25 protein-coding genes are annotated in these 26,308 nt (G+C 65.1%); 17 read left to right on the forward strand and 8 right to left on the reverse strand.

The annotated features are described in order from the left end of the window. The first annotated feature begins 77 nt into the window (after positions 1-77). The 4 genes from IX761_RS23430 to IX761_RS23445 all read left to right on the forward strand — a co-directional run bounded on the left by IX761_RS23430 (position 78) and on the right by IX761_RS23445 (position 2,851). Complete coding sequence (locus IX761_RS23430; RefSeq protein ID WP_194791878.1) at positions 78-1,577, forward strand: diguanylate cyclase; 1,500 nt, start codon at positions 78-80, stop codon at positions 1,575-1,577. Between the two features lie 76 nt (positions 1,578-1,653). Next, positions 1,654-2,295 (forward strand): LysE family translocator, encoded by a 642-nt coding sequence (locus IX761_RS23435; protein ID WP_194791879.1) that lies wholly within the window; start codon positions 1,654-1,656, stop codon positions 2,293-2,295. A 25-nt stretch (positions 2,296-2,320) separates the two neighbouring features. Next, positions 2,321-2,632 (forward strand): hypothetical protein, encoded by a 312-nt coding sequence (locus IX761_RS23440; protein WP_194791880.1) that lies wholly within the window; start codon positions 2,321-2,323, stop codon positions 2,630-2,632. Positions 2,633-2,701: 69 nt separating this feature from the next. Then, positions 2,702-2,851 carry a DUF2986 domain-containing protein gene (locus IX761_RS23445; RefSeq protein ID WP_194791881.1) on the forward strand — a complete coding sequence of 50 codons (150 nt, stop codon included), beginning with the start codon at positions 2,702-2,704 and terminating at the stop codon, positions 2,849-2,851. Positions 2,852-3,213: 362 nt separating this feature from the next. Here IX761_RS23445 and IX761_RS23450 read toward each other — a convergent pair whose 3' ends face one another. Then, on the reverse strand, positions 3,214-3,705 hold the full coding sequence (locus tag IX761_RS23450; RefSeq protein WP_194791882.1) for a GNAT family N-acetyltransferase: 492 nt from the start codon (positions 3,703-3,705) through the stop codon (positions 3,214-3,216). A 100-nt stretch (positions 3,706-3,805) separates the two neighbouring features. Between IX761_RS23450 and IX761_RS23455 the strand changes: the two genes are divergently transcribed. From IX761_RS23455 to IX761_RS23505, 11 genes are all read left to right on the forward strand, one after another. Next, positions 3,806-4,861: an alpha/beta hydrolase family protein gene (locus IX761_RS23455; RefSeq protein WP_194791883.1), complete on the forward strand. Its 1,056-nt coding sequence runs from the start codon at positions 3,806-3,808 to the stop codon at positions 4,859-4,861. Positions 4,862-5,112: 251 nt separating this feature from the next. After that, positions 5,113-5,670 carry a helix-turn-helix domain-containing protein gene (locus tag IX761_RS23460; RefSeq protein WP_194791884.1) on the forward strand — a complete coding sequence of 186 codons (558 nt, stop codon included), beginning with the start codon at positions 5,113-5,115 and terminating at the stop codon, positions 5,668-5,670. Positions 5,671-5,775: 105 nt separating this feature from the next. Beyond that, positions 5,776-6,360: an HD domain-containing protein gene (locus IX761_RS23465; RefSeq protein ID WP_194791885.1), complete on the forward strand. Its 585-nt coding sequence runs from the start codon at positions 5,776-5,778 to the stop codon at positions 6,358-6,360. A 36-nt stretch (positions 6,361-6,396) separates the two neighbouring features. Further along, complete coding sequence (locus IX761_RS23470) at positions 6,397-6,879, forward strand: NUDIX hydrolase (RefSeq protein WP_194791886.1); 483 nt, start codon at positions 6,397-6,399, stop codon at positions 6,877-6,879. Continuing rightward, the gene (locus tag IX761_RS23475; protein WP_194791887.1) at positions 6,872-7,684 is read left to right on the forward strand and encodes an aminoglycoside phosphotransferase family protein; all 813 of its coding nucleotides are present in this window, start codon (positions 6,872-6,874) and stop codon (positions 7,682-7,684) included. The genes IX761_RS23470 and IX761_RS23475 overlap by 8 nt, the downstream gene beginning before the upstream one ends. A gap of 320 nt (positions 7,685-8,004) precedes the next feature. Then, positions 8,005-9,513: a hypothetical protein gene (locus tag IX761_RS23480; protein ID WP_194791888.1), complete on the forward strand. Its 1,509-nt coding sequence runs from the start codon at positions 8,005-8,007 to the stop codon at positions 9,511-9,513. Beyond that, positions 9,444-10,202 carry a hypothetical protein gene (locus IX761_RS23485; protein WP_194791889.1) on the forward strand — a complete coding sequence of 253 codons (759 nt, stop codon included), beginning with the start codon at positions 9,444-9,446 and terminating at the stop codon, positions 10,200-10,202. Before IX761_RS23480 ends, IX761_RS23485 begins: the two co-directional genes overlap by 70 nt. Positions 10,203-10,206: 4 nt before the next feature. Then, complete coding sequence (locus tag IX761_RS23490) at positions 10,207-11,196, forward strand: peptidoglycan-binding protein (RefSeq protein WP_194791890.1); 990 nt, start codon at positions 10,207-10,209, stop codon at positions 11,194-11,196. A 25-nt stretch (positions 11,197-11,221) separates the two neighbouring features. Then, complete coding sequence (locus IX761_RS23495) at positions 11,222-12,112, forward strand: hypothetical protein (RefSeq protein ID WP_194791891.1); 891 nt, start codon at positions 11,222-11,224, stop codon at positions 12,110-12,112. 61 nt (positions 12,113-12,173) lie between these two features. After that, positions 12,174-12,878, forward strand: coding sequence for a TIGR02594 family protein (locus IX761_RS23500; RefSeq protein WP_194791892.1), 705 nt, complete (start codon positions 12,174-12,176; stop codon positions 12,876-12,878). A gap of 246 nt (positions 12,879-13,124) precedes the next feature. After that, on the forward strand, positions 13,125-13,838 hold the full coding sequence (locus IX761_RS23505) for a hypothetical protein (RefSeq protein ID WP_194791893.1): 714 nt from the start codon (positions 13,125-13,127) through the stop codon (positions 13,836-13,838). 47 nt (positions 13,839-13,885) lie between these two features. On the opposite strand, the gene IX761_RS23510 is transcribed toward IX761_RS23505, so the two are convergent. Both IX761_RS23510 and IX761_RS23515 read right to left on the reverse strand, forming a co-directional pair. After that, a complete protein-coding gene (locus IX761_RS23510; protein ID WP_194791894.1) occupies positions 13,886-15,259 on the reverse strand; it encodes a DUF1329 domain-containing protein in 1,374 nt (457 codons plus the stop codon). Positions 15,260-15,280: 21 nt separating this feature from the next. Next, a complete protein-coding gene (locus IX761_RS23515) occupies positions 15,281-16,858 on the reverse strand; it encodes a DUF1302 domain-containing protein (protein ID WP_194791895.1) in 1,578 nt (525 codons plus the stop codon). Between the two features lie 207 nt (positions 16,859-17,065). On the opposite strand from IX761_RS23515, the gene IX761_RS23520 reads away from it, so the two are divergent. Together IX761_RS23520 and IX761_RS23525 are read left to right on the forward strand one after the other, a co-directional pair. Continuing rightward, a complete protein-coding gene (locus tag IX761_RS23520; protein WP_194791896.1) occupies positions 17,066-18,799 on the forward strand; it encodes an FAD-binding protein in 1,734 nt (577 codons plus the stop codon). 3 nt (positions 18,800-18,802) lie between these two features. Further along, positions 18,803-19,678, forward strand: coding sequence for an SDR family NAD(P)-dependent oxidoreductase (locus tag IX761_RS23525; RefSeq protein ID WP_194791897.1), 876 nt, complete (start codon positions 18,803-18,805; stop codon positions 19,676-19,678). A 478-nt stretch (positions 19,679-20,156) separates the two neighbouring features. Here the strand turns inward: IX761_RS23525 and IX761_RS23530 are convergent, their stop codons facing one another. The 5 genes from IX761_RS23530 to IX761_RS23550 form a co-directional block, all read right to left on the reverse strand. After that, complete coding sequence (locus tag IX761_RS23530) at positions 20,157-21,740, reverse strand: FadD3 family acyl-CoA ligase (protein ID WP_194791898.1); 1,584 nt, start codon at positions 21,738-21,740, stop codon at positions 20,157-20,159. Positions 21,741-21,807: 67 nt separating this feature from the next. Next, positions 21,808-22,554 (reverse strand): SDR family NAD(P)-dependent oxidoreductase, encoded by a 747-nt coding sequence (locus IX761_RS23535; protein ID WP_194791899.1) that lies wholly within the window; start codon positions 22,552-22,554, stop codon positions 21,808-21,810. Positions 22,555-22,821: 267 nt separating this feature from the next. Next, positions 22,822-23,889 (reverse strand): ferredoxin--NADP reductase, encoded by a 1,068-nt coding sequence (locus IX761_RS23540; protein ID WP_228533905.1) that lies wholly within the window; start codon positions 23,887-23,889, stop codon positions 22,822-22,824. Between the two features lies 1 nt (position 23,890). Then, positions 23,891-24,646 carry a glucose 1-dehydrogenase gene (locus IX761_RS23545; protein WP_194791900.1) on the reverse strand — a complete coding sequence of 252 codons (756 nt, stop codon included), beginning with the start codon at positions 24,644-24,646 and terminating at the stop codon, positions 23,891-23,893. Beyond that, positions 24,634-26,304, reverse strand: coding sequence for an FAD-binding protein (locus IX761_RS23550; RefSeq protein WP_194791901.1), 1,671 nt, complete (start codon positions 26,302-26,304; stop codon positions 24,634-24,636). Before IX761_RS23550 ends, IX761_RS23545 begins: the two co-directional genes overlap by 13 nt. Between the last annotated feature and the right edge of the window lie 4 nt (positions 26,305-26,308).

Here is a 26,308-nt window from a genome sequence, read left to right on the forward strand (position 1 = left end):
CAGGAATGCACCGGCTGCCGTTGCCTGCGGGCAATGGCAGCCCGCTTGGGAACTTGGAATCTCCATCAGGTACAGACGTGAAGCGTGATACCCACCTCGTTGTGCTCTTGCTACTGGTCATTGGTTGTTCCCTGGCATCGTTGACCTTGTGGAAGGTCATGGCCTCTCGGCAGCGGGCCCTGGAGGAGGTGAACATCCATGGCCTGAACCTGACCCAGGCGCTTTCCACGTATTCCGAAGGCATCGTGCGCCAGAGCTCCTTGCTGCTGCTCGGCCTGGTCGAACGCCTGGAGACCGAGGGCAGTGCCCCGGCACAGATCGAACGGCTGAGAACCCTGGTGAGTCGCCAGCAGCCGCTGATGCCGCAGCTCAGCGGCGTCACCATCTATGACCGCGAGGGCCGTTGGCTGATGTCCTCCAACCGGACCGTCCCGGTGGGTGCCAACAGCAGTGACCGGGCCTATTTCATCCACCACCGCGACGACCCGTCCCGCGAGCCCTTCATCGGCCTGCCGATCCGCAGCCGGGCCAACCAGGAGTGGGTGATCACCATCAGTCGCCGTTTCAACGACGCCAGTGGCGCGTTCGCCGGGGTGGTGGCCGTGACGCTGGGGGTGGAGAACTTCCTGCGCCTGTTCGGCCAGATCGATGTCGGCCAGGAAGGCGCGATCGGCTTGTCCCACACCGACGGTTCGCTGTTGGTGCGCTACCCGTTCCGTGAGCAGGACATGGGGCGCAACTTCTCCAAGTCGCCGATCTATGCCCAGTACCTGGTGGATCAGTCCGTCGGCACCGCCTCGTTCACCTCCAGCCTCGACGGCGTGGAGCGGCTGTACGCTTTTCGCAAGAATGACCGCCTGCCACTGGTGACCACGGTGGCAGTGGGCAAGCACGAAGTGCTGGCGGCGTGGCAACTGGAGGCGCTGCTGTCGCTGGTGGTGGTGGCCGGCTTGCTCGGGCTCACCGGTACCATCGGCTGGATGTTGATTCGCGATATCCGCCGGCGGACCGCCGTCGAGGCCGAGCTGCGTGTCACCCAGCAGCAGTTGCTCGACTCCAACCAACAGCTTGAACGCCTGGCGCTGAACGATGCGCTGACAGGCCTGGCCAATCGCCGCTGTTTCGATGAAACCCTGGCCCAGGAAGTGCTGCGTGCCCAGCGTGAAGGGACCAGCCTGGCCCTGCTGATGATCGATATCGATTACTTCAAACTGTACAACGACACCTACGGGCACCTGGCCGGCGATGCCTGCCTGCGCGAAGTGGGCCATGTGCTGCAAGCCTGCGTCCGCCGGCCCGGGGACCTGGTGGCGCGTTACGGCGGTGAAGAGATCGGCGTCATCCTGCCCAATACCGACCGTGAGGGCGCCACAGAGGTGGCGCGGCAAATGCTCGAGCGCTTGAGCCAGCGCGACATCCCGCACCAGTCCAGCCCCTTTGGGCGCGTCACCGTGAGCATCGGTATCAGCGCGGTGCCTGGGGCGCAACTGCAACGCTGGCAAGCTGTGATAGATGCGGCGGACCAGGCGCTGTACAGCGCCAAAGGCGCCGGGCGTAGCCAGATCGCCTGCGCGTGAGGCGCGCCACGCGGGCGGGGCAGGCCCTTCGGTTTACCTGTAAGATGCCGCTTCGCCCTCGGTAGAGCCTTCGCACATGGATACTCACTCGCTACTCGCCTTCACCCTGGTCGCCGCGATCGCCATTGCCAGCCCAGGCCCCGCCACCCTGATGGCGATAAACAACAGCCTGGCGCACGGTCAGCGCAGTGCGGTGTGGTCGTCGGTGGGCAACGCCAGCGGCCTGTTCTGCCTGTCGGCGGCGGCAATGCTTGGCCTTGGGGCATTGCTGGCCAGCTCCGAATGGCTGTTCAACGCGGTGAAGCTGCTTGGTGCCGGCTACCTGTTCTACCTGGGGGCCAAGCAACTGTTGAAGAAAAGCCCGATGCTGGTGGCGGGCATCGAGGAGGGCGCCAGAAAGGCTGCTCCCACGCCCGGTAAGCTGTACAAGTCAGCGTTCCTCACGGCGGTGACCAACCCCAAGGCGACGATGTTCTTTACCGCGCTGTTCCCGCAGTTCATCGACCAGGGTGCGGCATTGCTGCCGCAGTTCCTGATCCTGACCTCGATCTTCATGGCGTTGTCGCTGACGTCGCTGAGCCTGTATGCCGCACTCGCTTCGCGGGCCAAGGGCGTGCTGACCCGGCCGGCATTGTCGCGGTGGGTGAGCCGGGTGGTGGGGACGACGTTCATCGGCTTTGGTGCGGCGATCCTGACCCTGCGGCGCCAGGGGGCATGAGCCCGTCTCGCTGGTGGGTACCTGCATGAGCAGAAGCACGAGGCTTGAAAAGAAACTGCATTCGCTGCATCTGATGGCGGCGGCTGAAGCGGCGGTGCTGGATGAGCGGCTTGCTGCAAAACTGTGGGCGCTCGAGCCAGGCGACAGCATCGAGTTCAGTTCGGCTTGCTGCGATTGCGCAGCGGTTCAGAAGTACCGCCTGGAGTACGTGATAACCCGAGGCCCTGTCCCTGGACACTGGCTGTACAAGGCATTCGACCCGAAAGAACTCACGCTGCTGTTCACTGCGAAAGGTTTTCGCAGCATTTGCCATGGCTGGACACTTTTTGACGAGTGAACACCCGGGGCACCGCGCGCCGGGTATGATGACCGCCGTGTGACCGTACCGACATAGCCGGAAAATCGAATGAACCGCCGTAAGAAGATCAAGCAGCTCCTCGAAGCCCATGCGAAAAAGGCCAACGCCAAGCTGGCCCCGCGCAAGCCCAAGTACATCTGTAAGGCCGACCGCTTGAAGCTGGCCGCCGAGGCTGCTGCCGAGACGACTATCGCATGAAGGCGGCCATGCGCTTGTCGAAAGCTTTGCGGCGCTCTTGAGATCGAGCGCCGCCCGCGCGGCGCATCGCCGGCAAGCCGGCTCCCACATNTGTTTCGGGCCAATCCATCCTGTGAGGTCTCCACTGTCCGCCTTGGTGCATGTCTTGAGTCATGCGGGGCGGCGCTAGCGTCCATGCAAAAACTGCGTCGTACAAACAAGGCGCACAGCCGCGGCGGCGCAGGCATAACTGGCCCGAAACAAATGTGGGAGCCGGCTTGCCGGCGATGCGCCGCGCGGGCGGCGCTCGATCTCAAGAACACTGCAAGACTTTCTGCGAGCACTTGGCGGCCCTCACGCGAACCCCTTGAGAGGGCCTACCCTCACAGCACCATCACCATTTCATGCCAGGCCATGCCGCCGTGGTCGGACGCCGAGGGTTGCACATAGCGATATCCCATGCGCGCGTAGAGCTCGACATGGCGCTCCTTGCACATCAGGTGAATGCTGCGCTTGCCCATCGCCCGCATGCGCTCGACGAAGGTGCGCATCATCAGGCTGGCGTAGCCCTTGCCCTGGTGCGCCGGGTCGATCACCACCGACATGATCACCGCGTTCACCGCCTCGCTGTCATGCCCCACCAGTTCCTTGAACGCTTCGTCGGACATGACCACTTCATGGGCGCAGCCACAGTTGATGAAACCGATCACGTCCCCCGCCAGTTCCATGATCAGAAAACCCTGCGGGTACTGCGCGATGCGGGTGGCGATCTTTTCGCGGGTCGCGGCTTCGTCGCCCTCGTAGGCGCTGGTCTCGATGGCGAAACAACGATCAACGTCGGCAGCGGTGGCCGTGCGGAAGGAGGGGTGGCTCATGACGGTCTCAGGCAATGGGTCGAGACAACATGATAAAGAACCCGCACAATGCTGGCGCTGCATTTTATCCCCGCACTTGTCCGTTCAAGGAAGATACGACATGAAAATGGCTTACGGCACGCTGTTGTTGGCTTGGCTGGCGACTACCGCATCGGCTGACGAAAACCCTATCGGTTTCCACTCGTCGACACTGGCGGATGCCCACGATGGCCGCGTAGTGGAGATGGTCGTCTGGTACCCCAGTGCGGTTACCGCTGCCACGCAACTATTCGCCGACAGCTCGGTGTTCGTCGGCGCTTCAGCCATTGCCGACGCGCCGCCTGCTGCCGGCGAACATCCATTGGTGGTGCTCTCCCATGGCTACCGGGGCAACTGGAACAACCAGGTGTGGCTGGCCAGTGCCCTGGCCCGGAAGGGCTACATCGTCGCTGCAGTCAATCATCCCGGGACCACGACCCACGACCGCAGCCCTCAAGCGGCAGCGCAGTTATGGCAACGCCCCGTCGATCTGCGCCGGGCCATCGACAGCGTCACGGCTCACCCCGAAACCTTCGGCAAGGTCGCCACCGGCCGAATTGCAGCGGTGGGCCACTCACTCGGTGGCTGGACCGCGCTGGAGATCGCCGGTGCTCGTTTCGATCCGGATCGCTTCGCGCAAGACTGCAAGGCCCACCCGCAGCTATCCAGCTGCACGGTGTACGCGCAGACAAAAGTCGCAGGCTCCTCGGCATCCAAGGGTGCGTTGGGTGCCGATTGGCGTGATGAACGCGTCACTGCCGTGGTGACCTTGGACCTGGGGCTTTCACGGGGCCTGACCCCCGAAAGCCTGACCGCGCTGCCCGTACCCGCTTTGGTGATCGCTGCTGGTGTACCGTCGCGTGAGCTGCCGGCCGAGCTTGAGTCTGCCAACCTGGCCGGGCGCTTGCCGGCGGCATCGAGCCGCTACGTCGAAATCAGCGATGCCAGTCATTTCACCTTCATGTCGCAGTGCAAGCCTGGCGCGCAGGCATTACTTGAAGCCGAGGTGCCAGGCGACGGCATCATTTGCCAGGATGGCGATAACGGCCGTGCGCGCGCAGTGATTCAGCAGCAGATTGCATCGCTGGTAGCAGACTTTCTGGCGCAACCGCCCGGCCTTGAACATGACGGCTCATGAAGGCAATGCCCACTATCCAAGGCTACCGCGAAACCTGTGGGAGCGGGCTTGCCCGCGAACACGGGCGAAGCCCGTGCCATGCACCGCGTTGCCTGCTTCGCGGGTAAACCCGCTCCCACAACGTTGACTGCTGGCCTCCACGTTGGGGCAAAAGCACGCACTCGATGCAAGCCCCCATTGATCCCGCCAACTTGCAGCGGCAACCTTGCATGGCTCACACTCGCCAACCTGCCCTGAATTCGGAAACCGTCATGCCGGACCTGTTGCCAAGACCGGCATTGCCTGGCGCTGCGCTCAGGCGATGGCGTCAGTTGCACCGCGTCAAGCAGTCCCATGCGGCCCAGCTGTTCAACGTCACGCAATCCACCGTCTCGCGTTGGGAAAGCGGCGCGTTGGCGCTGGACCCGATCGCACAGCAAATCCTCGAGCAACTGCTTGCCGCTCGCCTGGATGCAGCCGCCGACCAGGCCTTGGCTCGGCTGGTCAGGCAAAGCGCACGGCCCGTTCATCTGGTTTGCGACCTGACCCACCGTCTGCTGGCCTGCTCCCCGTCGCGCGCGGCGCAGTTCGCCCGCCCGGTCAGCGAGCTGATGGGGCGCTCGCTCTGGCGCTTTGCCACGCAGCAGATCATCGACCAGGAGTGCGCGCTGGATGCATTGGGCTGGCGGGAAGTGCTGGCGCCCCCCGCGTTGGAGTTTGCAAGCGGCAGCAATGACTCCAGCCTCGTGCCCATCCGCCAGAGCCTCTGTCGCTGGACCCGTATCCCACTCTCGGATGGGACGGCCGCACGCCTGGTAGAAACGCTCTGATCGCTTGCCTGCATATTTCATGCGTGGACGTTGAGCATCTCCAGCTCTAGGCTGGCCTGGCCGAGGTGGGCTGCAGGTGGTTCACCGACTGTTTCAGGGGGATGCATGGATATCGAACGACTCAAGGGGCGCCTCGCCTTTCTACGCGAAGCAGAAAGGCTCAAGGATGTGCTCAGAAGCGCACACACTGCTTCCGGTCGCACCGAGAGTACCGCCGAACACAGTTGGCGCCTCTGCCTGATGGCCATCGTCTTCGCGGACCAACTGGCCGGTCTCGATCCGTTGAAGATACTCAAGATGTGCGTCATTCACGACCTGGGCGAAGCCATCAATGGCGATATACCGGCAGTCAGCCAGCGCGCGTTCCCCAACAAGAGCCAGCAAGAGCGCAATGACCTGCTGCTGTTGACCCGTGCACTGGATGAACCACTTAAAGCCGAAATCCTGGCGCTTTGGGACGACTATGAACAGGCGCAGTCGCCCGAGGCCAAGGCCGTCAAGGCGCTGGATAAACTGGAAACCATCCTCCAGCACAATCAGGGCAGGAATCCGCCAGGCTTCGACTACGCCTTCAACCTGGGATACGGCAAGCCATACACCGATGCCGACCCGCTGTTCGAGGCGCTTCGCAGCCTGCTCGACCAAGACACCCGGGAGCGCATGGCTATGACATCTGATCGTAGCGGGTAAGATGTCGCGTCCTAGAACATCGGCAAGGAAATCGCCATGACCCCAGGCAAGGCCTGCCCTGTGGTGCTGTCAGCGCACGTCCCTCCACGCATTCTGCTGTTCCGCCACCCGCTGGCGGGTGTGCAGCTGGTCAAGGGTGGCATCGAGCCCGGCGAGAGCGCAGCCCAGGCCGCGCTGCGCGAGCTTGAGGAAGAGGCCGGTATCCGCACTGCGGGGGTCACCCATGACCTGGGCTGTTGGGATGCGCGGCACCAGGGGCAGGTTTGGTCATTCCAGCTGTGCCAGGTCGAGGGCGAACTACCGCAGCAGTGGACGCACCAGACGCTGGATGATCACGGCCATGCCTTCGCATTCTTCTGGGCACCGCTAGCTGACCTGCCCCTGGCTGACTGTCATCCTGTATTCCAGCGCGCTTTGCGTTACCTGCGTGATGCGTTGGAGGCGGGCGGGCACCAGGTTGGTTATGGGGCAGCACGCAGTGAGTTGAAAGGCGACAGGTTCGTGAGAAACCATGTTTGAGCACTACCTGAAACGTTGGGATCTGACCCTCGACGGCAGCGCGTTCGCGTCGCTGAACGGCCACTTGCTGCCCGTTCGCCAGCACGGCATGCCAGCCATGCTGAAAGTCTCCCAGGTGGCCGAGGAACAGGCCGGCAGCCTGCTCATGGCCTGGTGGGACGGCGATGGGGCGGCGCCCGTGTTGGCCGTGGCGGGCGAAGCGCTGCTCATGGCACGCGCGCAGGGCTCGGCATCGTTGGTGCAGAAGGTCGCAGGCGGCGAGGACGACGATGCCACGCGCATCCTCTGCGCGGTGGTTGCCCGCCTGCATGCGCCTCGTGACAAACCGCCCCCCGCGCTGGTGCCGCTGACGCACTGGTTCGAAGCGTTATGGGGCGCTGCGCACAAGCACGGCGGCCTCTTCGAACAGTGCGCGAACACGGCGCGGGAACTGTTGGCTGATCCACGGGACGTCACGGTGCTGCATGGCGACATCCACCATGGCAACGTGCTCGATTTCGGCCCGTCCGGCTGGCTCGCCATCGACCCCAAGGGCCTGTATGGCGAGCGGGGCTTCGATTACGCGAACCTGTTCTGCAATCCCGAAGGTGCAAGCGCCTTGGCGCCGGAACGTTTCGCGCGTCGGATCGAGATCGTCGCACAAGCGGCCGGCATGGATCGGCGCAGGCTCCTGCAATGGGTACTCGCCTGGTCTGGCTTGTCGGCAACCTGGATGCTCGAAGACGGTATCGACCCGGGCAGGCCGCTCGAGGTGGCGAAGCTGGCGGCCATGGCGTTGGGTAGTGATATCAAGGTAATGGAGTAGAGACCGATGCAAGTCTCGGTGACGGCAGTCCAAGGCTGACGCCCGTAGGTGCCGGCTTGCTGGCGAAGCGGCATAGCGAAGTGAGCGATGGCACCAGCAAACATCGTTATTTGGTATAGCGTCTACTTCGTTAAAAACTTCATCGTTTAATGGTCCGTTCTTGGATCCACCTACACTGAATCATGAAGAACGCCGTTTCCAAGCGTTGAGATCCGTCATCTTGTGCAGTTGGATGCAGTTCAGTCGTTGCCTGGATGCTTCACCCTTGAACCAACTGCGTGGCCGTTTCGCACGAGCGGCCGTAGGCGAGGGGACCCAAGATGACCAAGGACACTGCCAATCGACTGTGGTCGATTTTCGGCGGGCCACTCAAGTTGCTAGGTTATGGCCTGTCGATCTACCTGGTGTGTTTAGCACTTGAAACTACCGGTCTTTTTACCCGCATTGCGGGATTTCTGTCGTTCTCCGACAACAAGGCACGGGTAGCGACGCTGGTATTCATCGTCGGCTTGAGTTTTGCGGCGTTTCTGTGGTGGATCTGCTCCCGACACTTCGCTTTGATTCGCCGTATGTCACCTTCCGATGCGGCGAGCGCGTTCGCCAACCTCAAAGACACGCCCATGGCCCTGCCAGAAGGGACCGTGCGCGCAGTCATCGCCTTGATCGTTGGCGTGGTGGGCTTACCCTTGCTGATGTATGTCGACATCCTGAACGTGAGCGATGCCATCGCCGGGTATGTCAACGGCATCATCATCGGCGTTTTTTCCTACTATTTCGGCTCACGCAACAGCAGTACGGACGCCCAGACCACACGGCAGACCGTGAAGCTGCTGGGTGAGGCCGAGGAAGGCAAGCGCAAGCTCGAGACGCAGGTCAGCACGCTGGGTGGCCAGGTGGATCAGGCCAAGAGTGCATTGCTCAGCCTGGAAACCCGGACCAAACTGGCCGACGATCTGCAGCGGCTCCAGGCACATGTGTCCGGCGCGCAAGTGCTGGTCGACACGCTCGGCCCAGTGCTGCCCAAGGGGGCAATTCCCGAAGGTGCGGCACAGGCCTTGGAGAAGGCACAGCTCACCCTGGCCGCCGTGCAAGGGCTTGACAGCGAGGGCTTCACAGCCGAAACGGTGAAACAAGTCGCCGAGGCGACGCAGGGGCTGTTCGGCCAATCGCCGTTGGTGGAATTGCTCAAGTCCGCAGCTACCGTGATGCCCGTAGTCAGCGGGCTACCACCGGTTGCCGTTGTCGCGCTGACGCTGGGCACGGCGTGGCAACTAGGCTCGGATCAGTACCGCCGGTGGGTGGCCCGGGTGCTTAACGCCCCTTACGACCCGCAGATCATCAGCCAGGGCAAGGTGTCGGGAACTTCAGCGGCGATCGCCCTCCAGCAATGCCCGATATTCCGGCAGGCCTTCAGTGCGCAACTCTCGAGTCCGGGGTTCGTCACCGACCTGGTGAACCAGGTGCTCAGTGACGAGGGGGCCGACAACCTGTGGACCCGATATGGGCAGGATGCCAGCCTGTTCACCAGCCGTGGCGAATTGGAAAACGGCTTGCTGGAATTTCGCCGCGCATTGTTGTGGGAGCAGTCATCGCAGGACATCACTCCCGACCAAGTGCAAAGCGCACTCGCGCCGTTGGCCGGTACCGCGTTCGCCCCGAGCGCAACGCCAAGCCTTGAAGCGGTCAACGAGGCGCTTAAAAAGATAGGCCAACCTGGCAATCATGATGAGCCGCACCTGGCCATGGAGGCGCTCATCTTGTGGGTGGGCTACATGCGAACCCAGAAAATCGATCCGACGCAATTGATCGCCAGCCTCTGGAGGTCGTGATGAGTCGCTACGCGATGATCTGTATGGCATTGTTGCTGGGGCTGATCGTTGCCGGTTGTTCTGTGATCAACCCTGGTGTCGCGCAGCTGGAGCGCTATCAGCAGGCCCAGGCTGCCGGGGAGTGGCAAGCCATCGCCGACGATACGCCAGTGGGCGAATGTCCTTCTGGCGCTGCCGGGTGTGCCCAGCGCTACGCGATCCATGGTGAAGCCAATCAGCAACTGGCCTTTGACAGCCGTGCGCCGGACGCGTTCTGCCCGCCGTCGGTGGCCAAGGGGCGGTTGGAAAGCGCCGTGGCGAGCTTTTCGAAAAGCGAGCAATTCGCCGATGGTTCGTTGACCCCCGAGGCTCAAGTCAAATTGAAGGAACTGCATGTCCAGGCGCTTTATTGCCTGGCGGAAAATGCAGCGTCCATCGAACAGGGCAAAGTGCTGGTTCGCCAGGGTGCGGCGCTGGCCTCAGGGCTGCCACAGGCCGATGCATTGTTCTGGCAAGCCATCAATCAGCTGTACCTTGCGCAACCCGGGGCTGGCAGCGATGCCCAACGCTGCACGGCGGCGCGCCTGGCCGACCAGGCCTCGAGTGGGGCTCGAACAGCGGGCGTGAATGGTGAACGTATCCAAACCCTGAGCCGCGTCTCGCACGATGCAGAGCTAGTGCGTCGTTCGATCGCCGGTTGCGTGGAGTGAGCCAATGGACCTTTTCAGCGATCTGTCATTCAGCTTCCCCTTGATGCGTGGCCTCGACGTGCGTGCGGTGCAACTGTCGCTGTCTCGCGCCAGGTTGCTCAGTGGCCCGGCCGATGGCGTGTTCGGCCCAGGTACCGCGTTGGCCGTGCGAGCGTTTCAGCGGGCGCATGGGCTGAAGGAGGACGGCATCGTGGGCCGCAACACCTGGAGCCTGCTGTTCCCCGACAAAGCGTCGGGTGAGCTCTTGGCGAGCACTACCAAGGTGCCTGCGCCAAGTATCGTCTCCAGTTCCTGGAGGGTTGTCCTGGAGCCCTACAAGGCACGGCTGGCTCCGTTACATGGCGCTCCGGTCGGTGACGGTAGCGCACGCTGGCAACTGGTGAAGGATGGGGTGATGGTCGATGGCAAGCTGCCGCGCACCGCAGGCGAACCCAAGACTGCCGCCAAGACGTGGGCGGACTATCGATCATCATTCGAAAAATGCGCCGCAGCCTATGGCGTACCGGTTGAGCTGCTCGTGGCAACCGCCTGCACCGAGAGCGGTGGACACGCCGACCGTGTGCGCCTGGAGCCGGGGTATGTCAGCGATGCAGCCACACCCCATAGAGTCTCGCCTGGACTGATGCAGACATTGATCGAAACGGCGCGTCGGGCCACGGGTGAGAAGTCGCTGGATCGTGCCGCGTTACTGGACCCTGAAACCTCGATTCGGGCAGGGGCTTGTTACATCAAGCAGAAGGCGGTGTCCCGCGATCTGCCGAGCAATTTCGACCCGGTGCTCGTGGCCATCAGTTACAACGCAGGTTCGCTGATTCCAGTAGGCGCAGGCCATTGGGGGTTGCGCCAGGCAATGCGCGACAAGCACCAGGGCATTTTTCACGTCGACGCGTATCTGGAATTTTTCAACGATTTCTTCGCGGTGATGAGCGCCGATCCTGCACAGGCTCCCGGTGCCAACACGCCGAGTTTCTGGCAATTGCTGCAGACACCGTAAAGCCCTCGAATGGAGGCACCGCACCATGGCCATGAGCGACGAGCAATTGCAAGCCATCCGCGAGGAAGAAACCTTCAGGTACCAAATTCGCCAGGAACTTGCAGGGCCACCACCGAAAAAAGGCGTGCTGGCGAGTATCTCGGCGTTTTTTGAAACCAAGGCCGGTTTCTGGTTACTCACCACCGTGCTGGCCGGCCTCAGTGCCACGGCCTTGTCCGAGTACCAGCGCTACACCAACCGAGAGGCAATCGCACGTGCCGAGAAGGTCGAGCGCGCCCGACGCGACTTGGACACCTTGCTCAAGCTGGGGCCCATGCTGACCTCGAACGAACCTACCCAGAACAGCATGGCCATCCTGCTGCTCAATAGCCTGACCGCAGACAGCGCGATGGACAGTCGCATCGCGCTGCAAGTGATTGCACTGGTGAACAACACCTTGGCCGGTGGCCTGAAGGCCGATGCCACCCAGGCGGAAAGAGCGCAGGCGGCTGCGATCATCGCCTTCGCCGACAGTGCCCGAACCTCCGTCATTCGGGTGGGGGGCATAGGCAGCGATGCACCGGCACAGGCGGCTCCCGCGGGCAATTTGGCCGCGGCCATAGACACCCAGATGCTACCGGCGCGGGTGTACCTGCAAATCGCCAGGGAGACCGATCGGCCCCGGGCGCTCTTGGCCGCCAAGGCAATACGCCAGGCGGGCCTGATCGCGCCTGGCATCGAGTTGGTGCCCACCACCAGCGCACCGCCGGTGAATGACCTTCGTTATTGCGAAGGCAAGGTCGATACCACGGCGTTGGAGCAATTGACCGAGGCGGTCAATGCAGCCGTCGAACCCGCGCCGAAGCTGGTCAAGCTCAAGCCGTCGCAATGCACCAAGGTTCGCTTCAATCATTTCGAGGTGTGGTACGCCCTCTAGAGCCGTGCTGTCCTGAGCGGCGTGCCTGGCGTGTAACCACTCAGAGGGCGGAGGTACCGACATGGCTAGCGAGCGCGTCAGGGCAATTCAAGAAGCTCTGATTTCAAAAGGTTTTTTTCCAGGCGAGGTGGATGGCGTGTGGGGCCGCAGGACCATCGCGGCGACCCGGGCATTCCAAGCAAAGATGGGGCTGGAGGTGGACGGCATCGTCGGCCCCAATACGGCCAAGGCATTGTTCGGTGACAGCAAGCTGGTCAGCGCCTCACCGTTGTTACCCTGGCTGGCAGAGGCTGAACAGCTGCTGGGCACCAAGGAGGTGCGGGGTGATCGCAACAATCCGGTGATCCTGAACTGGGCAGATGACCTGGATATCCATTATTCCGGGGATGAAGTGCCCTGGTGCGGGCTTTTCGTCGGTCACTGCATCGCGGCGACCATGGTCGATGAAATATTGCCGGGCAATCCCCTGGGGGCCCGCCAATGGGAACGATTTGGCGACCCCATCGAGCCTCGGCTGGGGGCCATCATGGTGTTCTGGCGCGTATCGAAGACTGCCGGCCTTGGCCATGTGGGTTTCTACACCGGCGAGGACGAGACGGCCTACCGGATCCTGGGGGGCAACCAGTCGGACAAGGTCTGCTTTACCTGGGTGAGCAAGGACCGTTTCCTCAGGGCGCGCTGGCCCAGGACCGCATTATCGTTGGGGGGCGGGCAAACCATCGTGAGAATGAACCGGGCGCAGGACCTTTCCGATAACGAGGCTTGAACAGCGCCGCAGCGTTGCCTCAAGGCATGAGGCAGAGCCCCGGCCGCAAGCGGCCGGGGCCTTGGCTCAGCGGGTGCCGAGCTTGCGCAGGTTGCCCGGTGTGAACTCGTCCGGGGCGAAGTTGTTGGCATTGAGCAAGGCTGGTTTTTGCCCATCGAGCATGCGGTCGACCAGCCTCATTAGTGGCGTTTAACTATCACGCTGCGCGCTCTACAATCGCGCCTTTCTTTACCAAGGAAGGTCCGCATGCCCGTCTTGCTTCGTCTGTTGCTGCTGAGCCTGGTGCTGGGCGGCTGCTCCAGTGCCCCTGAGTACCAGGTCGCCCCGGTAACCTTGCCGACGTTGGCGCAAAACGCCCACAAGCCCAGCGTCCATGTCGTTGTGCAGCGCTTCCACGGTGAGCTCAACCCACGTTCCCAAGCATTGATCGCTTCATTTCAGACGTTCGATTCGCAGGAAGGCGCTCAGCTCATGCAACGGCTGATGCCGTTCCCACTCGCTTCCCCGCCCGCCGAGCAGCAGCGCACCGAGCAGATGATTCACGAGGTTCTCGTCGACTCTGGCTTGTTCGAACAGGTGACCATGACGGCCCAACCCGCCAAGCCGGGCGATTACCAGTTGTACCTGGGTGTGCACGAAGCCTGGCCGCTCGATGGCGGCGACATGCTGACCGGCATGGCGACGATGGTGACACTGGGCCTGTTCCCCAGCAGCAGGCCGCATGAGCTGAAGTTGAAATTGGACGTGTCTGGCCCCGGAAACAGGCCCTTGGGCAGGTTCGACAACCACGACACGATCGATCAGCGGATGGGCATGATCAACCTGTTTCGGCTGGACCAGACCCAGGAAAAAGCCGAACGCGATACGCTCAAGCGCCAGCTCGATGCCTTGCTCAAGCAGGTGCTGGACCGTGGTTTGATACCTGAGCTGGCAGGGGCGACTCATGCGTCTGGTGACTGAGAGGGAGGCCGCGTGATGCCCCGGCCGCAAGCGGCCGGGGCCTTGGCTCAGCGGGTGCCGAGCTTGCGCAGGTTGCCCGGGGTGAACTCGTCCGGGCCGAAGTTGCTGGCATTGAGCAGGGCGGGTTTTTGCCCGTCGAGCAGACGGTCGACCATGTAGGAGCCGGCGATCAGGTCGTGGTACACGCCCAGGCGTGCGTGGAAGCGCTGGATGTCGAAGGCGTACACCGAGGTTTGCAGGTTGGTGCGCCACAGCTGGCCACGGCCATCGTAGTTGTCGGCCAGGGTCGCGGCCCAGCTGTCCTCGTCGATGTAGAACATGCGCTTGGCGTAGATGTGGCGGGCGTTGGGCTTGAGGGTGGCCTGCAACACCCACACCCGGTGCTTCTCGTAGCGCATCAGGTCGGGGTTGATGTGCCCGGCGGCATTGATGATGTCGGCCTGGCTCACCTCGGGGCTGTCGATCTTGTAGTTGTTGTAGGGGATGAACACCTCGCGCTTGCCGACGATCTTCCAGTCGTAGCGGTCGGTGGCGCCGTTGAACAGGCGGTCCTCGTCATACACCCGGAAGCCTCCTGCACCGGTCGGAGAGTCGTAGCCCACGGTCGGTGCGCGGCGCACCCGGCGCTGGCCGGGGGTGTACTGCCAGGCCTGTCGCGGCTGCGCGGCGGCGTCGACGAACTCGTGGCCGACGATGATCTCGCCCTTCTTGCGCACCGGCTCCAGCGTGGTCAGCAGGAAGTCGGTGAACACGCCGTTGGCGCTCTGCGCACTCTGCTTGGGGTCGGACCACAGCGAGTAGATCTTGTAGTTGACCTTCTCCAGCACGCGGTTGTTGTCGGCGTACACCACCACCTGGTTGTAGTTGGCCTCCTCGGTGACCGCGCGGGCCTGCATGTTGTGGTTGAGGATCAGCTCGTTGCCGCTCTTGGGGATCGGGAACGGCGAGGCGCCGAAGGCGTCGACCGCGTCATTGCCGTCGCTGCTGAGCTTGGCGTGCTGGGCATTGCGGCTGATGGCGGCCTCGGTGTCCGGGTCGACGCGGAAGTCGCGGTGGCTGGGGTAGACCGGGATGCGGAAGGTGCTCGGGTAGCGCTTGAGCAAGGCCTGCTGCCCCTCGGTGAGGTTGGCGGCGTACTGCGCCATGTTCTTCGCGTCGATGACGAACAGCGGTTTCTCGTCGGCATAGGGGTCGGGGTAGGGCGTGCCGGGGCCGGCGAACTTGACCTGCGGTGGGGCGCCGCGCCACTTGCCGGTCCAGGCCGGGATGCTGCCATCGGCGTTGCCGGCGCGCTCGGCGCCCATGGGCGTCAGGCCCTGGCCGAGGCCGGGGCCGCTATCGACGCTGGCCTGGGCCAGGCTGCTGCCGAGCACGGCGATGGCCAGGGTGGTGCGCAACCAGGAGTGCTTGAAATCAGGCATGTCGGTGATCCTCCAGGGGCTTCAGAAGCGGTATTTGAAGTTGAGGGCGACGTTGTCGCGGTCGGCCAGCGGCGAGTTGTTGGCATTGCCCAGGTACAGGTTGTAGAGGGCTTCGACGGTGAAGTTGCCGAGGTAGCGCCAGGTGGTGCCGATGCTTGCGCGGTCGTCGCCCTGGCCGTAGTTGATCGAGCCGGTGAGGGCGCTGTCGTGCTGGGCGGCGGTGCTGTAGGTGAGTGGCACCGACATGTCCCAGCCGCTGAACACGTCGTTGTAGTCAAGGTTGACCTGCACCGTGTAGCCCCAGGCATCGCGGTCGCCCACCAGGGTCTTGCTGCCGGGCAGGGTCATGCCGGGGAACAGGGTCAGCGGGTCGGAGCTGTCGTTGCTGAGCACGGTGTTGTAGATCAGCTCGCCGGTCAGGGTGGTGTTGTCGGCGAAGGCGCTGGGGCCCAGCACATGGATCGCCGACACCTGGGCTTGCAGGGTTTCGGCGCGCACGGCGCTGGAGAAACCGTTGTCGACCAGCACCGGCTGGCCGTCGCGGTAGCTCACCTCACCGGCCAGGCTGGTGTCGCCGAGCACGGTGGCGAAGCTCACCCCGTACAGGTCGATGTTGTCGAAGTAGCGGGCCCGGTAGAAGCCCAGGTCGCTCTGGAAGTCCAGGGTCGGGGTCTTGTCGTGGTAGCGCACGTAGTACAGGCCGAACTCGGTGTTGTTCAGCGCCGCGGCGCTGTAGCGCAGGGCCACGCCGTACTGGCCGCTGTCGCTGGGTTCGTCGTCCTTCAGGCGGGTAACGAAGCCGCTGGCGTCGCTGTAGCCACCTCGGTCGATGAAGTCGGTGATGGAGAAGTAGCTGCCCACCCCGAACAGCTCGGTCTTCTCCCACTTGTATTGGTAGTAGGCCTCCAGGTCCAGGTCGTCGGTGAGGCTGAACTGGCCGAACACCTGGCCCACCGGCAGCAGCACCTCCTTGACCTCCACGCCCGGGGTGGTGGCCTTGGTCGCGTCCACCGGGCTCTGTGCGCCGGACACGCCGGGGTAGAACAGGCTCTCGCCCCAGCTCACCACCTGGTCGCCTACGCGCAGGTTGAGGTTGTGCCCGGCCATGTCCCAGGTGCCGTAGGCGTAGGCGTCGAGCAGGCGCAGGTCGTTGCGGTGCTGGTCGATGGCGTCCTGGGCGAAGCGGTCGGGGCGGCTGCACTGGCCGCTGGCGAAGCAGTTGGAGGTGCCGGTGTCGTTGTCGTTGCCCTGGTCGTAGACCCGGTCGTAGAAGCCCGAGCCGCGCACGAACAACCCATAGTTGTCGCGCCAGCGCAGGTTGGCCTCGCTGAGGAAACCGACCCGGTCGGTGATCAGGCTGCCACGGTCAAAGGCGTTGTCGCCGTCGTTGCCGTCGGCGTTGTTCACCAGCTTGTGGTCACGCTTCTCGGTGCGCCAAGCCAGGCTGTAGCTCAGGGTGGTGTCCCAGTCGATGCTCAGTTCATCGCTGGGCTGGAACGTCAGGGCGCTGGCGCCCTGGCCAAACCCCCCGGCCAGCAGCAACAGCGCAAGGCTTGCACAGGGTTTGAGCGGGTGGGGGGCGATTGTTGTTTTTATCATGTCGTCCTCTTGCGCGGGCAGGGCTGCCCGACCGGCATGCGGTGTGGGAAATGCAGCAGGGCCGACTATGGGACGCGCCCCCCGGCGCCAACATCGTCCAAGTGGACTACGCAACCGGGGTGCCGGCGCGTTAGTCCCATCGGACGATGCCCGGCCTGGTGGCGCGGCTGACCATGGGCTTTGGTCTGTCCTGAAGGAGACACGTGCATGATCAGGTGGGATGAATGTTGTGATGTGCTGGTGGTCGGTTCGGGGGCCGGCGGCCTGACCGCCGCCCTGCGTGCCCATGACCTGGGCCTGGATACGCTGGTGATCGAAAAAAGCGTGCAGTACGGTGGCACCTCGGCGGTGTCCGGCGGTGGCATCTGGATCCCCGACAACGCTCAGGTGCGCGCCCTGGGTGGCACCGATTCTGCCGCCGAAGCGGTGGCCTACCTGCGGGCGGTCACCGAGGGCGAGATCGACGACGGCCGTATCGAGGCCTACGTCGAGCATGGCCGGGCCATGCTCCAGTACCTGGAACGCGACACCCGGGTGCGCTTCGAAGCCCAGGCGCAGTACACCGACTACTACCCCCACGTGCCTGGCGGCAAGCCCGGCTACCGTTCCATGGACCCGCTGCCCTTCGACGCCGCGGCCCTGGGCGAAGAGTTCCTGCGCATGCGCGAGCCGTCGCCCGGCACCCTGATGATGGGGCGCATGGCCATGACCATGAAGGAGGCGCGGGTGCTGCTGTGCCGTGGCAAGGGCTGGCTGGGGCTGACTGCGCGGGTGCTGTGGCGCTACTGGCGCGACCGCGAAGGGCGGCGCTTGTCGCAGCGTGACCGGCGCCTGACCTTGGGCAACGCGTTGGTCGGCGCCTTGCGCTGCTCGTTGCTCGACCGTGGCGTGCCGCTGTGGCTGAACTGCGCGCTCGAGCAGTTGCTGATTGTCGACGGGCGCATCGGCGGTGCCCGCGTGCAGCGCGACGGGCAGTGGCTGAACATCAAGGCGCGCCAGGGGGTGATCATCGCCGCCGGTGGCTTCGAACGGAACCAGGTGATGCGCAGCCAGTACCACCCGCAGCCCTCCGAGGCGCGCTGGAGCGCGACGCCGCCGTGCAACACCGGTGACGGCATCCTGGCGGCGCAGGCGGTGGGTGCGCGCACCGCGCTGATGGCGCACAGCTGGTGGGCGCCGACGCTCAAGGTGGAGGGCGAAGAAAAGCAGCGCGCGCTGTTCATCGAACGCAACCTGCCGGGCTGCATCCTGGTCGATGCGGCGGGCCAGCGCTTCGTCAACGAAGGCGCACCCTACAGCGATATCGTCTACGCCATGTACGGGCATGACCGCGAGGGCGCCGGCAGTGTGCCGTGCTGGCTGGTATTCGACGCCGAGTACCGCCGCAAGTACCCCTGCGGGCCGTTGTTGCCGGGCTACGCGCAGCCCGACAAACGCCTGCCCGAGCACCTGCGGCGGATGCTGCACAAGGCCGACGATCTCGCTGCCCTGGCGGCGCAGATCGGTATCGACGGCGCCGGCCTTGAGCGTACCGTGCAGCGTTTCAATACCATGGCCGAGCGCGGTCGCGACGACGATTTCGGCAAGGGCGAGTCGTTGTTCGATCGCTATTACGGCGACCCCGGCGTGCAGCCCAACCCGTGCCTGGCGCCGCTGCACAAGGCACCCTTCTATGCAGTGCGGGTGGATGCCGGCGACATCGGCACCAAGGGCGGCCTGCTGACCAACCCGGATGCCCAGGTGCTGCACGAGGACGGCGCACCGATCCTCGGCCTGTACGCCATTGGCAACAGCGCCGCGTCGATGATGGGCCGCACCTACCCGGGCGCTGGCGCCACCCTTGGCCCGGCGATGACCTTCGGCTACCTCGCGGCCAACCATATCCACGCCCATGGCCAGCAGCGCCAGGGCCAGGCGGCCCAGGCCGCGCAGGGGAGGTAAAGTATGGCGACAGCACAGATTGCCCTGGTGACCGGGGCCAGCCGCGGTGTCGGGCGTGGCATTGCCCTGGCCCTGGGGGCGGCGGGGATGACGGTGTATGTCACCGGGCGCGTGCCCGGGCAGGGTGGGGCGATGCTCTATGGCCAGCCCCTGGAGGGCGACCTGCAGGGCACTGCGGCGGCCATCGACGCCGCCGGCGGCCGGGGGATCGCCGTGGCTTGCGACCATGCTGACGACGAGCAGGTGCGGGCGTTGTTCGCCCGCATCGAGGCCGAGCAGGGGCGGCTGGATCTGCTGGTCAACAACGTGGCCCATGTGCACGACCAGTTGATCGAGCCGGGGCCGTTCTGGGAGAAGCCGCTGTCGCTGGTGCGCATCCTCGATGTCGGCCTGCGCTCGGCCTATGTCGCCAGCTACCACGCCGCACCGCTGCTGCTGCTGCGCAGCGGGCAGGGGCTGGTGTGCTTCACCTCGTCGTTCGGTGCCGGGTGCTACATGCACGGGCCGGCCTACGGTGCGCAGAAGGCCGGCTGTGACAAGCTGGCGGCGGACATGGCGGTCGATTTCGAGGGGCGCGGGGTGGCGGCGGTGTCGCTATGGCTTGGCCCGCAACTGACCGAGCGCACGCGCATCGCGGCCCAGCAGCATGGCGAGCAGTACCGGGCGTTCCTCGAACAGGCCGAAACGCCGGGTTTCAATGGGCGGCTGATCCATGCGCTGCTCAATGACCCGGCGCNGGCGGCGCTCAGTGGCCAGACCCTGATCAGCGCCGAGCTTGCCATGCGCTATGGCATCACCGAGGCGGACGGGCGCCAGCCGCCGTCCCACCGTGCGTTGTTGGGCGAGCCGCGCAAGCAGCACCCGGCGCGGGTTGTCTAATCACCTCTACCCCTGTGGGAGCGGGTTTACCCGCGAATACAGCAGTGAAGCCACTGACGCATTCGCGGGTAAACCCCATTCCTTTCAAGGTCCTGATCGCTATCGCATGAGGGCGACCAAGGGCTTGCCGATGGTTTTGCAGCGCTCTCAAGATCGAGCGCCGCCCGCGCGGCGCATCGCTGGCAAGCCAGCTCCCACATCTGTTTCGGGCCAATCTATCCTGTGAGGTCACCGCTGTACGCCTTGGTGCATGCCTCAAGCCTTGCGGGAGGCCGGTGATGCCCGCCTCTGATATCGCGTCATGCCAACAAGGCGGACAGTGGAGATAACCCAGGAAAAACTGGCCCGAAACAAATGTGGGAGCTGGCTTGCCAGCGATGCGCCGCGCGGGCGGCGCTCGATCTCAAGAGCGCAGCAAGACTCCCGCCGAACACTTGGCGGCCCTCAAGCGAACACCTTGAAAAGGATGGGGTGAACCTCAGGCTGATTCGCTCAGCCGCTCGCGCAACACCTGCTTGGCCACCTTGCCGGTGGCATTGAGCGGCATGCTGTCGAGCACCTGCACCCGCCGCGGCACCTTGTAGTTGGCCATCTGCTCCCGGCACCAAGCGAGGAACTGCACCGGGTCGATGCACTGCCCCGGCACCGGCAGCAGGAAGGCCATGGCCACCTCGCCCAGGCGTTCGTCGGCGACGCCGATCACCGCGGCCTGGGCCACCCCGGGGTAGCGCAGCAGGGTCTGCTCGATTTCCGCCGGGTACACATTGAAACCACCGGTGATGAACATGTCCTTGAGCCGGTCGGTGATGCGCAGGTAACCCTCCTCATCGAGCACCCCGACATCCCCGGTGTGCAGCCAGCCGTCGGCGTCGATCGCCTCGGCGCTGGCGTGTGGGTCGTCCAGGTAGCCCTGCATCAGGTTGTAGCCGCGCACCAGCACCTCACCTGGTTGGTTGGCCGGCAGGGTGCGGCCCTGGGGGCCGACGCAGCGTACTTCGACGTCAGGCATCGCCCGGCCGCAGGTGGTAGCGACCCGCTCGGCGCTGTCGCCGGCGCGGCAGATCGTGACGAATCCGCAGGCTTCGGTCAGGCCATAGGCGGTGACGATGGTGCTGAAGCCAAGCTCGCTGCCCATGCGCTGGATCATCTGCACCGGGATCGACGCAGCGCCGGTCACGGCCACCCGCAGCGAGCTCAGGTCGTGTTGTGCGCGTTGTGGGTGGGCCAGCAACGACTGGTACAGGGTGGGTGGCCCGGGCAGCACGGTGATGCGCTCGCGGGCGATGCATGCGAGCAGCGCCTGGGTGTCGAACACCTGCTGCGGCAGCAGGGTGCAGCCGCGCATCAGTGCCGCCAGCCAGCCGGCCTTGTAGCCGAACGAGTGGAAGAACGGGTTGACGATCAGGTAGCGGTCGCCTTGGCGCAGGTCGACGATCGCGCTCCAGTCGCGCACTACCCGCAGGTTCTGGCCGTGACGGCTCATCACGCCCTTGGGCGTGCCCGAGGTGCCGGAGGTGAACAGCAGGTCCGACAGGGTGTCGCCGTTCACCTGGCGTTCGCGTTCAAGCAACTGGGCGTCGGGCACCTGCTCGGCGAGGGCGAGGAAATCATCCCAGGCCAGGCCATCTTTGCAGCCACCCTGTGGGCGCAGGTGAATGACCTGGCGCAGCGCGGGCAGGCTCTGCTCGGTCAGCAGCGCCGGGTAGTCGGTGTCGAGGAAGCGGCTGATGCAGAACAGCACGCAGGCGCCGCTGTCACGCAGCACCTGGGCGGCCTCGGCGCCTTTCATGCGGGTGTTCAGCGGCACCAGGGTGGCGCCGACGCTGTGCAGCGCGCCGGCGGCGACGATCCATTCCCACAGGTTGGGCGCCCATACCGCGACGCGGGCCGCCACCGGCACGTCCAGGGCCAGCAGGGCACGCGCTGCCCGGCGGCGTAGCTGGTCCAGCTGTTGGTAACTGAGTGTGTGACCGGGCTCTTCGATGGCTGGGCATTGGCCATAGGCTTCGGCGGCCAGGGCGAACAGGTGGGGGATGGTCTGGGCATGTTCCACGGGCGGCATGCGGCCTCCTCAGGCAGAGGATCGATGGGCGAAGGGGAGGGCCGGGCACGCGGCCCGGCCGGGTGGGTCAGGCGGCGGGCGGGGCGAAGCGGCGGCCGGCGGAGAAACCGCCGTCCACGGCGATCATCTGCCCGCTGACGAACGAGGCCTCGTCCGAGGCCAGGAACAGCGCGACATTGGCCACTTCCTCCGGTTGCCCGGAACGGCTGAGCATGTGCTGCGAGGCGAAGAAGTCATGGAACGCCTGCTGCTCGCGAACCATGTGGGTCATCGGGGTTTCGATCAGGCCCGGGCACAGGCCGTTGACGCGGATATTGGCGTGGCCGTAGTCGATGGCCAGGCTGCGGGTCAGCTGGTTGATGCCGCCCTTGGAGACGTTGTAGGCGACATTGCCGTCGCAGCCCTGCAAACCGAAGATCGAGCCGATGTTGATGATCGAGCCGCTGCGCTGGGCTTGCATCTGCCCCAGCACATGCTTGCTGGTGAGCATGCTGCCCGTCAGGTTGATATCCAGCACCCGCTGCCAGTCGGCGGTGCTGGTGGCGGTGACGCTGCCATGGCTGGCGATGCCGGCGGCGTTGACCAGCACGTCGAGACGGCCGAAGCGCTGGACCACCTCGTGCATCACCTGGCGCACCTGCTCCTCGTCGCGCACGTCCAGGGTCATGAACAGGCCGGGGCAGTCCGCGGGTGCCTGGCCGACGTCCAGGCTGACCACCTGGGCGCCCTCGGCACTGAAACGGCGCACACAGGCCAGGCCGATACCCGACGCACCCCCGGTGACCACTGCGACCTTGTCTTGCAAACGAGCCATAGTCGAACCTCTGTCTTTTATTGTTGTGGAGCTGTTGCGCTGGCGAGTCTACCGGTTGCCGGCGGTGAGGGGATCGTCCATTTGGACGAGGGCTGTGGGAGCGACCGTCCTGCACCGTTTTCTGTAGGAGCGGCCTTGTGTCGCGAATGGGCCGCAAAGCGGCCCCGACAATCGATTGAGCAACATGAAAGGCAGGGGCTGCGATGCAGCCCTTTCGCGACACAAGGCCGCTCCTACAGAGTACGTAGAAACCCACAGTGATGCGTTTCAGCCCGGGAATTTCAACCGCACCCGCGACCCTTCCGGGCGCCCCTGGCAAGCCAGGGTCCAACCCGCCTCCAGTTCGGCGGCGCTCAGCACATCGTTGCGCGCCAGCTTTGCCTGGCCTTCTTCCACGGTGCACATGCAAGCCCCGCAGAAGCCCTCCTCGCAGGAGAACGGTACCTCCAGCCCGGCTGCGCGGCAGCTCTGCAGCAAGGTCTGGCCCGGCCCTGGCACGATCTCGTGGGTGACCCCATCGAGCTCGACCAGCAGTAGCTCACAGTCTGTTTCGACATCGACCGGTGGCCCCTCGCTGTGCGGGTCCGGCGGCGAGACGAAGCGCTCGACGTGGATCCGTTCACGCGCCTCGCCGAGTGCCAGCAGGGTGCTTTCCACGGTGTCCATGAACGGCCCGGGCCCGCAGATGAAATACTCCCCATCCCGCCAATGGCGCACCAGCTGGCGGACCTGCGTGGCGTCGAGAAAGCCCTGCACGCTGTCCAGTACATGCACCACCTGCAACTGCTCAGCATGCGCGCGGGCGAGCTGGCGCAGCTCATCGCGGAAGATCACCGATGCCTCGTCGCGGTTGGCGTAGACCAGCAGCACCGGCCGCTCGCCGCTGTGCAGCGCGGCCTTGAGCAGCGAAAACACCGGGGTGATGCCGGAGCCCCCCCCGAACAGCACCAGCGGCCGACGGCTGTCGGCCGCCTGTTGCTGGTCGAGGCAGAAATGCCCGGCCGGCGGCAGTACCTCCAGCCAGTCACCGACCTGCACCTGCTGGTTCATCCAGTTCGACACCCGGCCGCCTTCGACGCGCTTGACCGTCACTTTCAAGTGCGTGTCGGTCCACGGCGAGCTGGACATCGAGTAGCAGCGGGTCAGGCGCTTGCCGCCCAGGGTTACCCGAAAACCGAGGAACTGCCCGGGCTGGTAGATGAAGCGCTCACGCAATGCCTCGGGCACCTCGAACAGCAGCGAGCGGGCATCGGCGGTTTCGTCGATCACGGCGCTCACCTGCAAGCGCAGCATGCTCGTCACGGGCGCGGGGGCCACGGCTGCCTGGGCGTTCATATCAGATGCCACTGATCAGCTGTGCGTTGTCCACTCGCAGCTCCGCGCCATTGACGAAGCGCGACTCGTCGCTGGCCAGGAACAGCACCACGTTGGCGATATCGCGCGGCGCGCACATGCGGTTCATCGGGTCCTGGTCGAGCAGTTCCTGGGGGATCGGCTGGCCGCCGGCCAGGGCCTGGGTCATGGGGGTGTTGACGCCGTCGGGGTGCACGCTGTTGCAGCGGATGCGGTAGCCCTGCTCCTTGCAATGGCGGGCGATGGAGCGGGTCATGGCCGCCACCGCGCCCTTGGAGGCGGAATAGGCGCAGAACATCGGCATGGCGCCCAGGGCGGCCACCGACGACATGTTGACGATCGAGCCGCCACCGGTCTTCTTCATGGCCTCGATGGCGTACTTGCAACCGAGGAAATAGCCATCGCCGTTGATCCGCTGTACCCGCTGCCAGAGTTCCAGGCTGGTGTCCTCGATGCTGCCGGTGGCGAGGATCGCGGCGTTGTTGACCAGCACGTCGAGCCGGCCGAAATGCGCCAGGGTGGTGGCGATCACCTGCTGCCAGTCGCTTTCGCTGGCGATGTCGTGGCGGATGAACAGGGCGTTCTCGCCGATCTCGGCGGCGGCTGCCCGGCCGGCTTCTTCGTTGAGGTCGGTGAGCACCACCCGGGCACCTTCGCGGGCCAGCAGCAGGGCATCTTCGCGGCCGATGCCGCTGGCGGCGCCGGTGACCAGGCAGACCTTGCCTTCTACACGTTGCATGGTTGTTCTCCTGTGGGGACGGGGGGATTGGCGGCTTGCCCGGCCACGTGGGCCGCGGCGCGCCTGCCGGAAAACACGCAATCGGCCAGGGACAGGCCGGAGATGTACAGGTTCGACGCGACGCCCACCGCGCAGCGGCCGGCGGCGTACAACCCGGGGATTGGCTGGCCATGGGTGTCGAGCACCTGGCCGCTCTGCTCGCACACCCGCAGCCCGCCCAGGGTCAGGGTCGGGCAGGGGAACAGGCGGCTGGCGTAGGACAGGTCCAGGCAGTACCAGGGGCCTTGGGACAGGTCGTGCAGCATCGCCGCCGACTTGCCCTGCGGGTCGGCGATGTCGCCACGGGCAGCACGGTTGTAGGTGTCGACACTGTGGCGCAGGGCGGCCAGTGGCAACTGGCAGCGCTCGGCCAACTGCGCGAGGCTGTTGCCGCGGCGGCAGTTGAACAGCAGGTTGAGCAGCACCGGCAGGCGCTGAAACGCCCATACCTTGCCCGGGCCGACCTGCTGCAAGGCTTGGTTGCGCAGGTGCCGGTCGAGGATCAGCAGGGCGCGGCCGTCGTGCGCCTCGACCATGGCGTGGCCCAGGGTGGCGCCGTACAGTTCCTCGTTGCAGTAGCGCTCGCCCCGGGCATTGACGAGCAGACCCCGGGCCCAGGCAAGCGGAGGGTTGATGAAGCGCCAGGCGCTGACCTTGTCCATGCGCGCCAGGCTGCCGCCCGCGCTGCAACCCAGTGCGATGCCGCTGCCGTCGCAGCCATTGGCGCCCAGGGGCAGGCCGGGCAGGTAGCGCGGGGCGTGCTGCGCGAGCATCTGCCGGTTGAGCACGAAGCCGCCGCTGGCCAGCAGCACGCCGCGTTGGGCGCGGATCAGCAGGGGTTGGGCGTGGTGTTGTTCAAGCTGGCGCATGCGTGCCCGCAGGCGTTCGGACAATGCCGGTGCATACAGGTGCACGGCAGTGGCCCAGCGGGCCAGGCGCGCGTGCTGTCGGGCGGCGCGGCTGCCGCTGGGCAGTTGCCAGGCTTCGACCCCGACCACCCGGCCGTTGTGGTCGATCACCAGGCGCCTGGCCTGGCATTGGGTGCGCACGTGGACGCCCTGGCGTCGGGTACTGTTTTCCAGTGCGCGAAACAGGCTGGCGCCGGACAGCCCCTTGCCTTTGCAGCGATGACCGCGTGGCGCCGGGGTGGCAGCGGCGGCATAGGCCGGCACGGCCTCGTTGCCGGAGTAGTAGAGGAAATAGCGGTCGCTGGGGTAGGAGGTCTTGTGCGGCGCCAGGCTGCCTTCGAACACGGCGCCCTGGCGTTGCAGCCAGTCCAGCTGCGCCACGCTGCCTGCGCAGAAGGCGCGCAGGGTCGCTTCGCTCACCGCCTCACCCACTTCCTTGCGCAGGTAGGTGAGCATCGCTTCGCTGCTGTCCGAATAACCGGCTTGGGTTTGCTGGGGCGTGCCGCCACCGGCATACACCACGCCGCCACTCAAGGCCGTGGCACCGCCACCGCAGAAGCGCTCCAGTACCAGCACCGTGAGCCCTTGGCTGGCGGCCTCGATGGCGGCACTGGCGCCGGCGCCACCGAAGCCGACCACCACAAAGTCGGCGTGTTGCTGCCATGGCACCTGCTCGGCGTGGTCAACCTGCAGCGCGGCCTGTTCGCTCATGGCC

This window comes from Pseudomonas sp. UFMG81, from assembly GCF_015354575.1.
Classification (GTDB): Bacteria; Pseudomonadota; Gammaproteobacteria; order Pseudomonadales; family Pseudomonadaceae; genus Aquipseudomonas.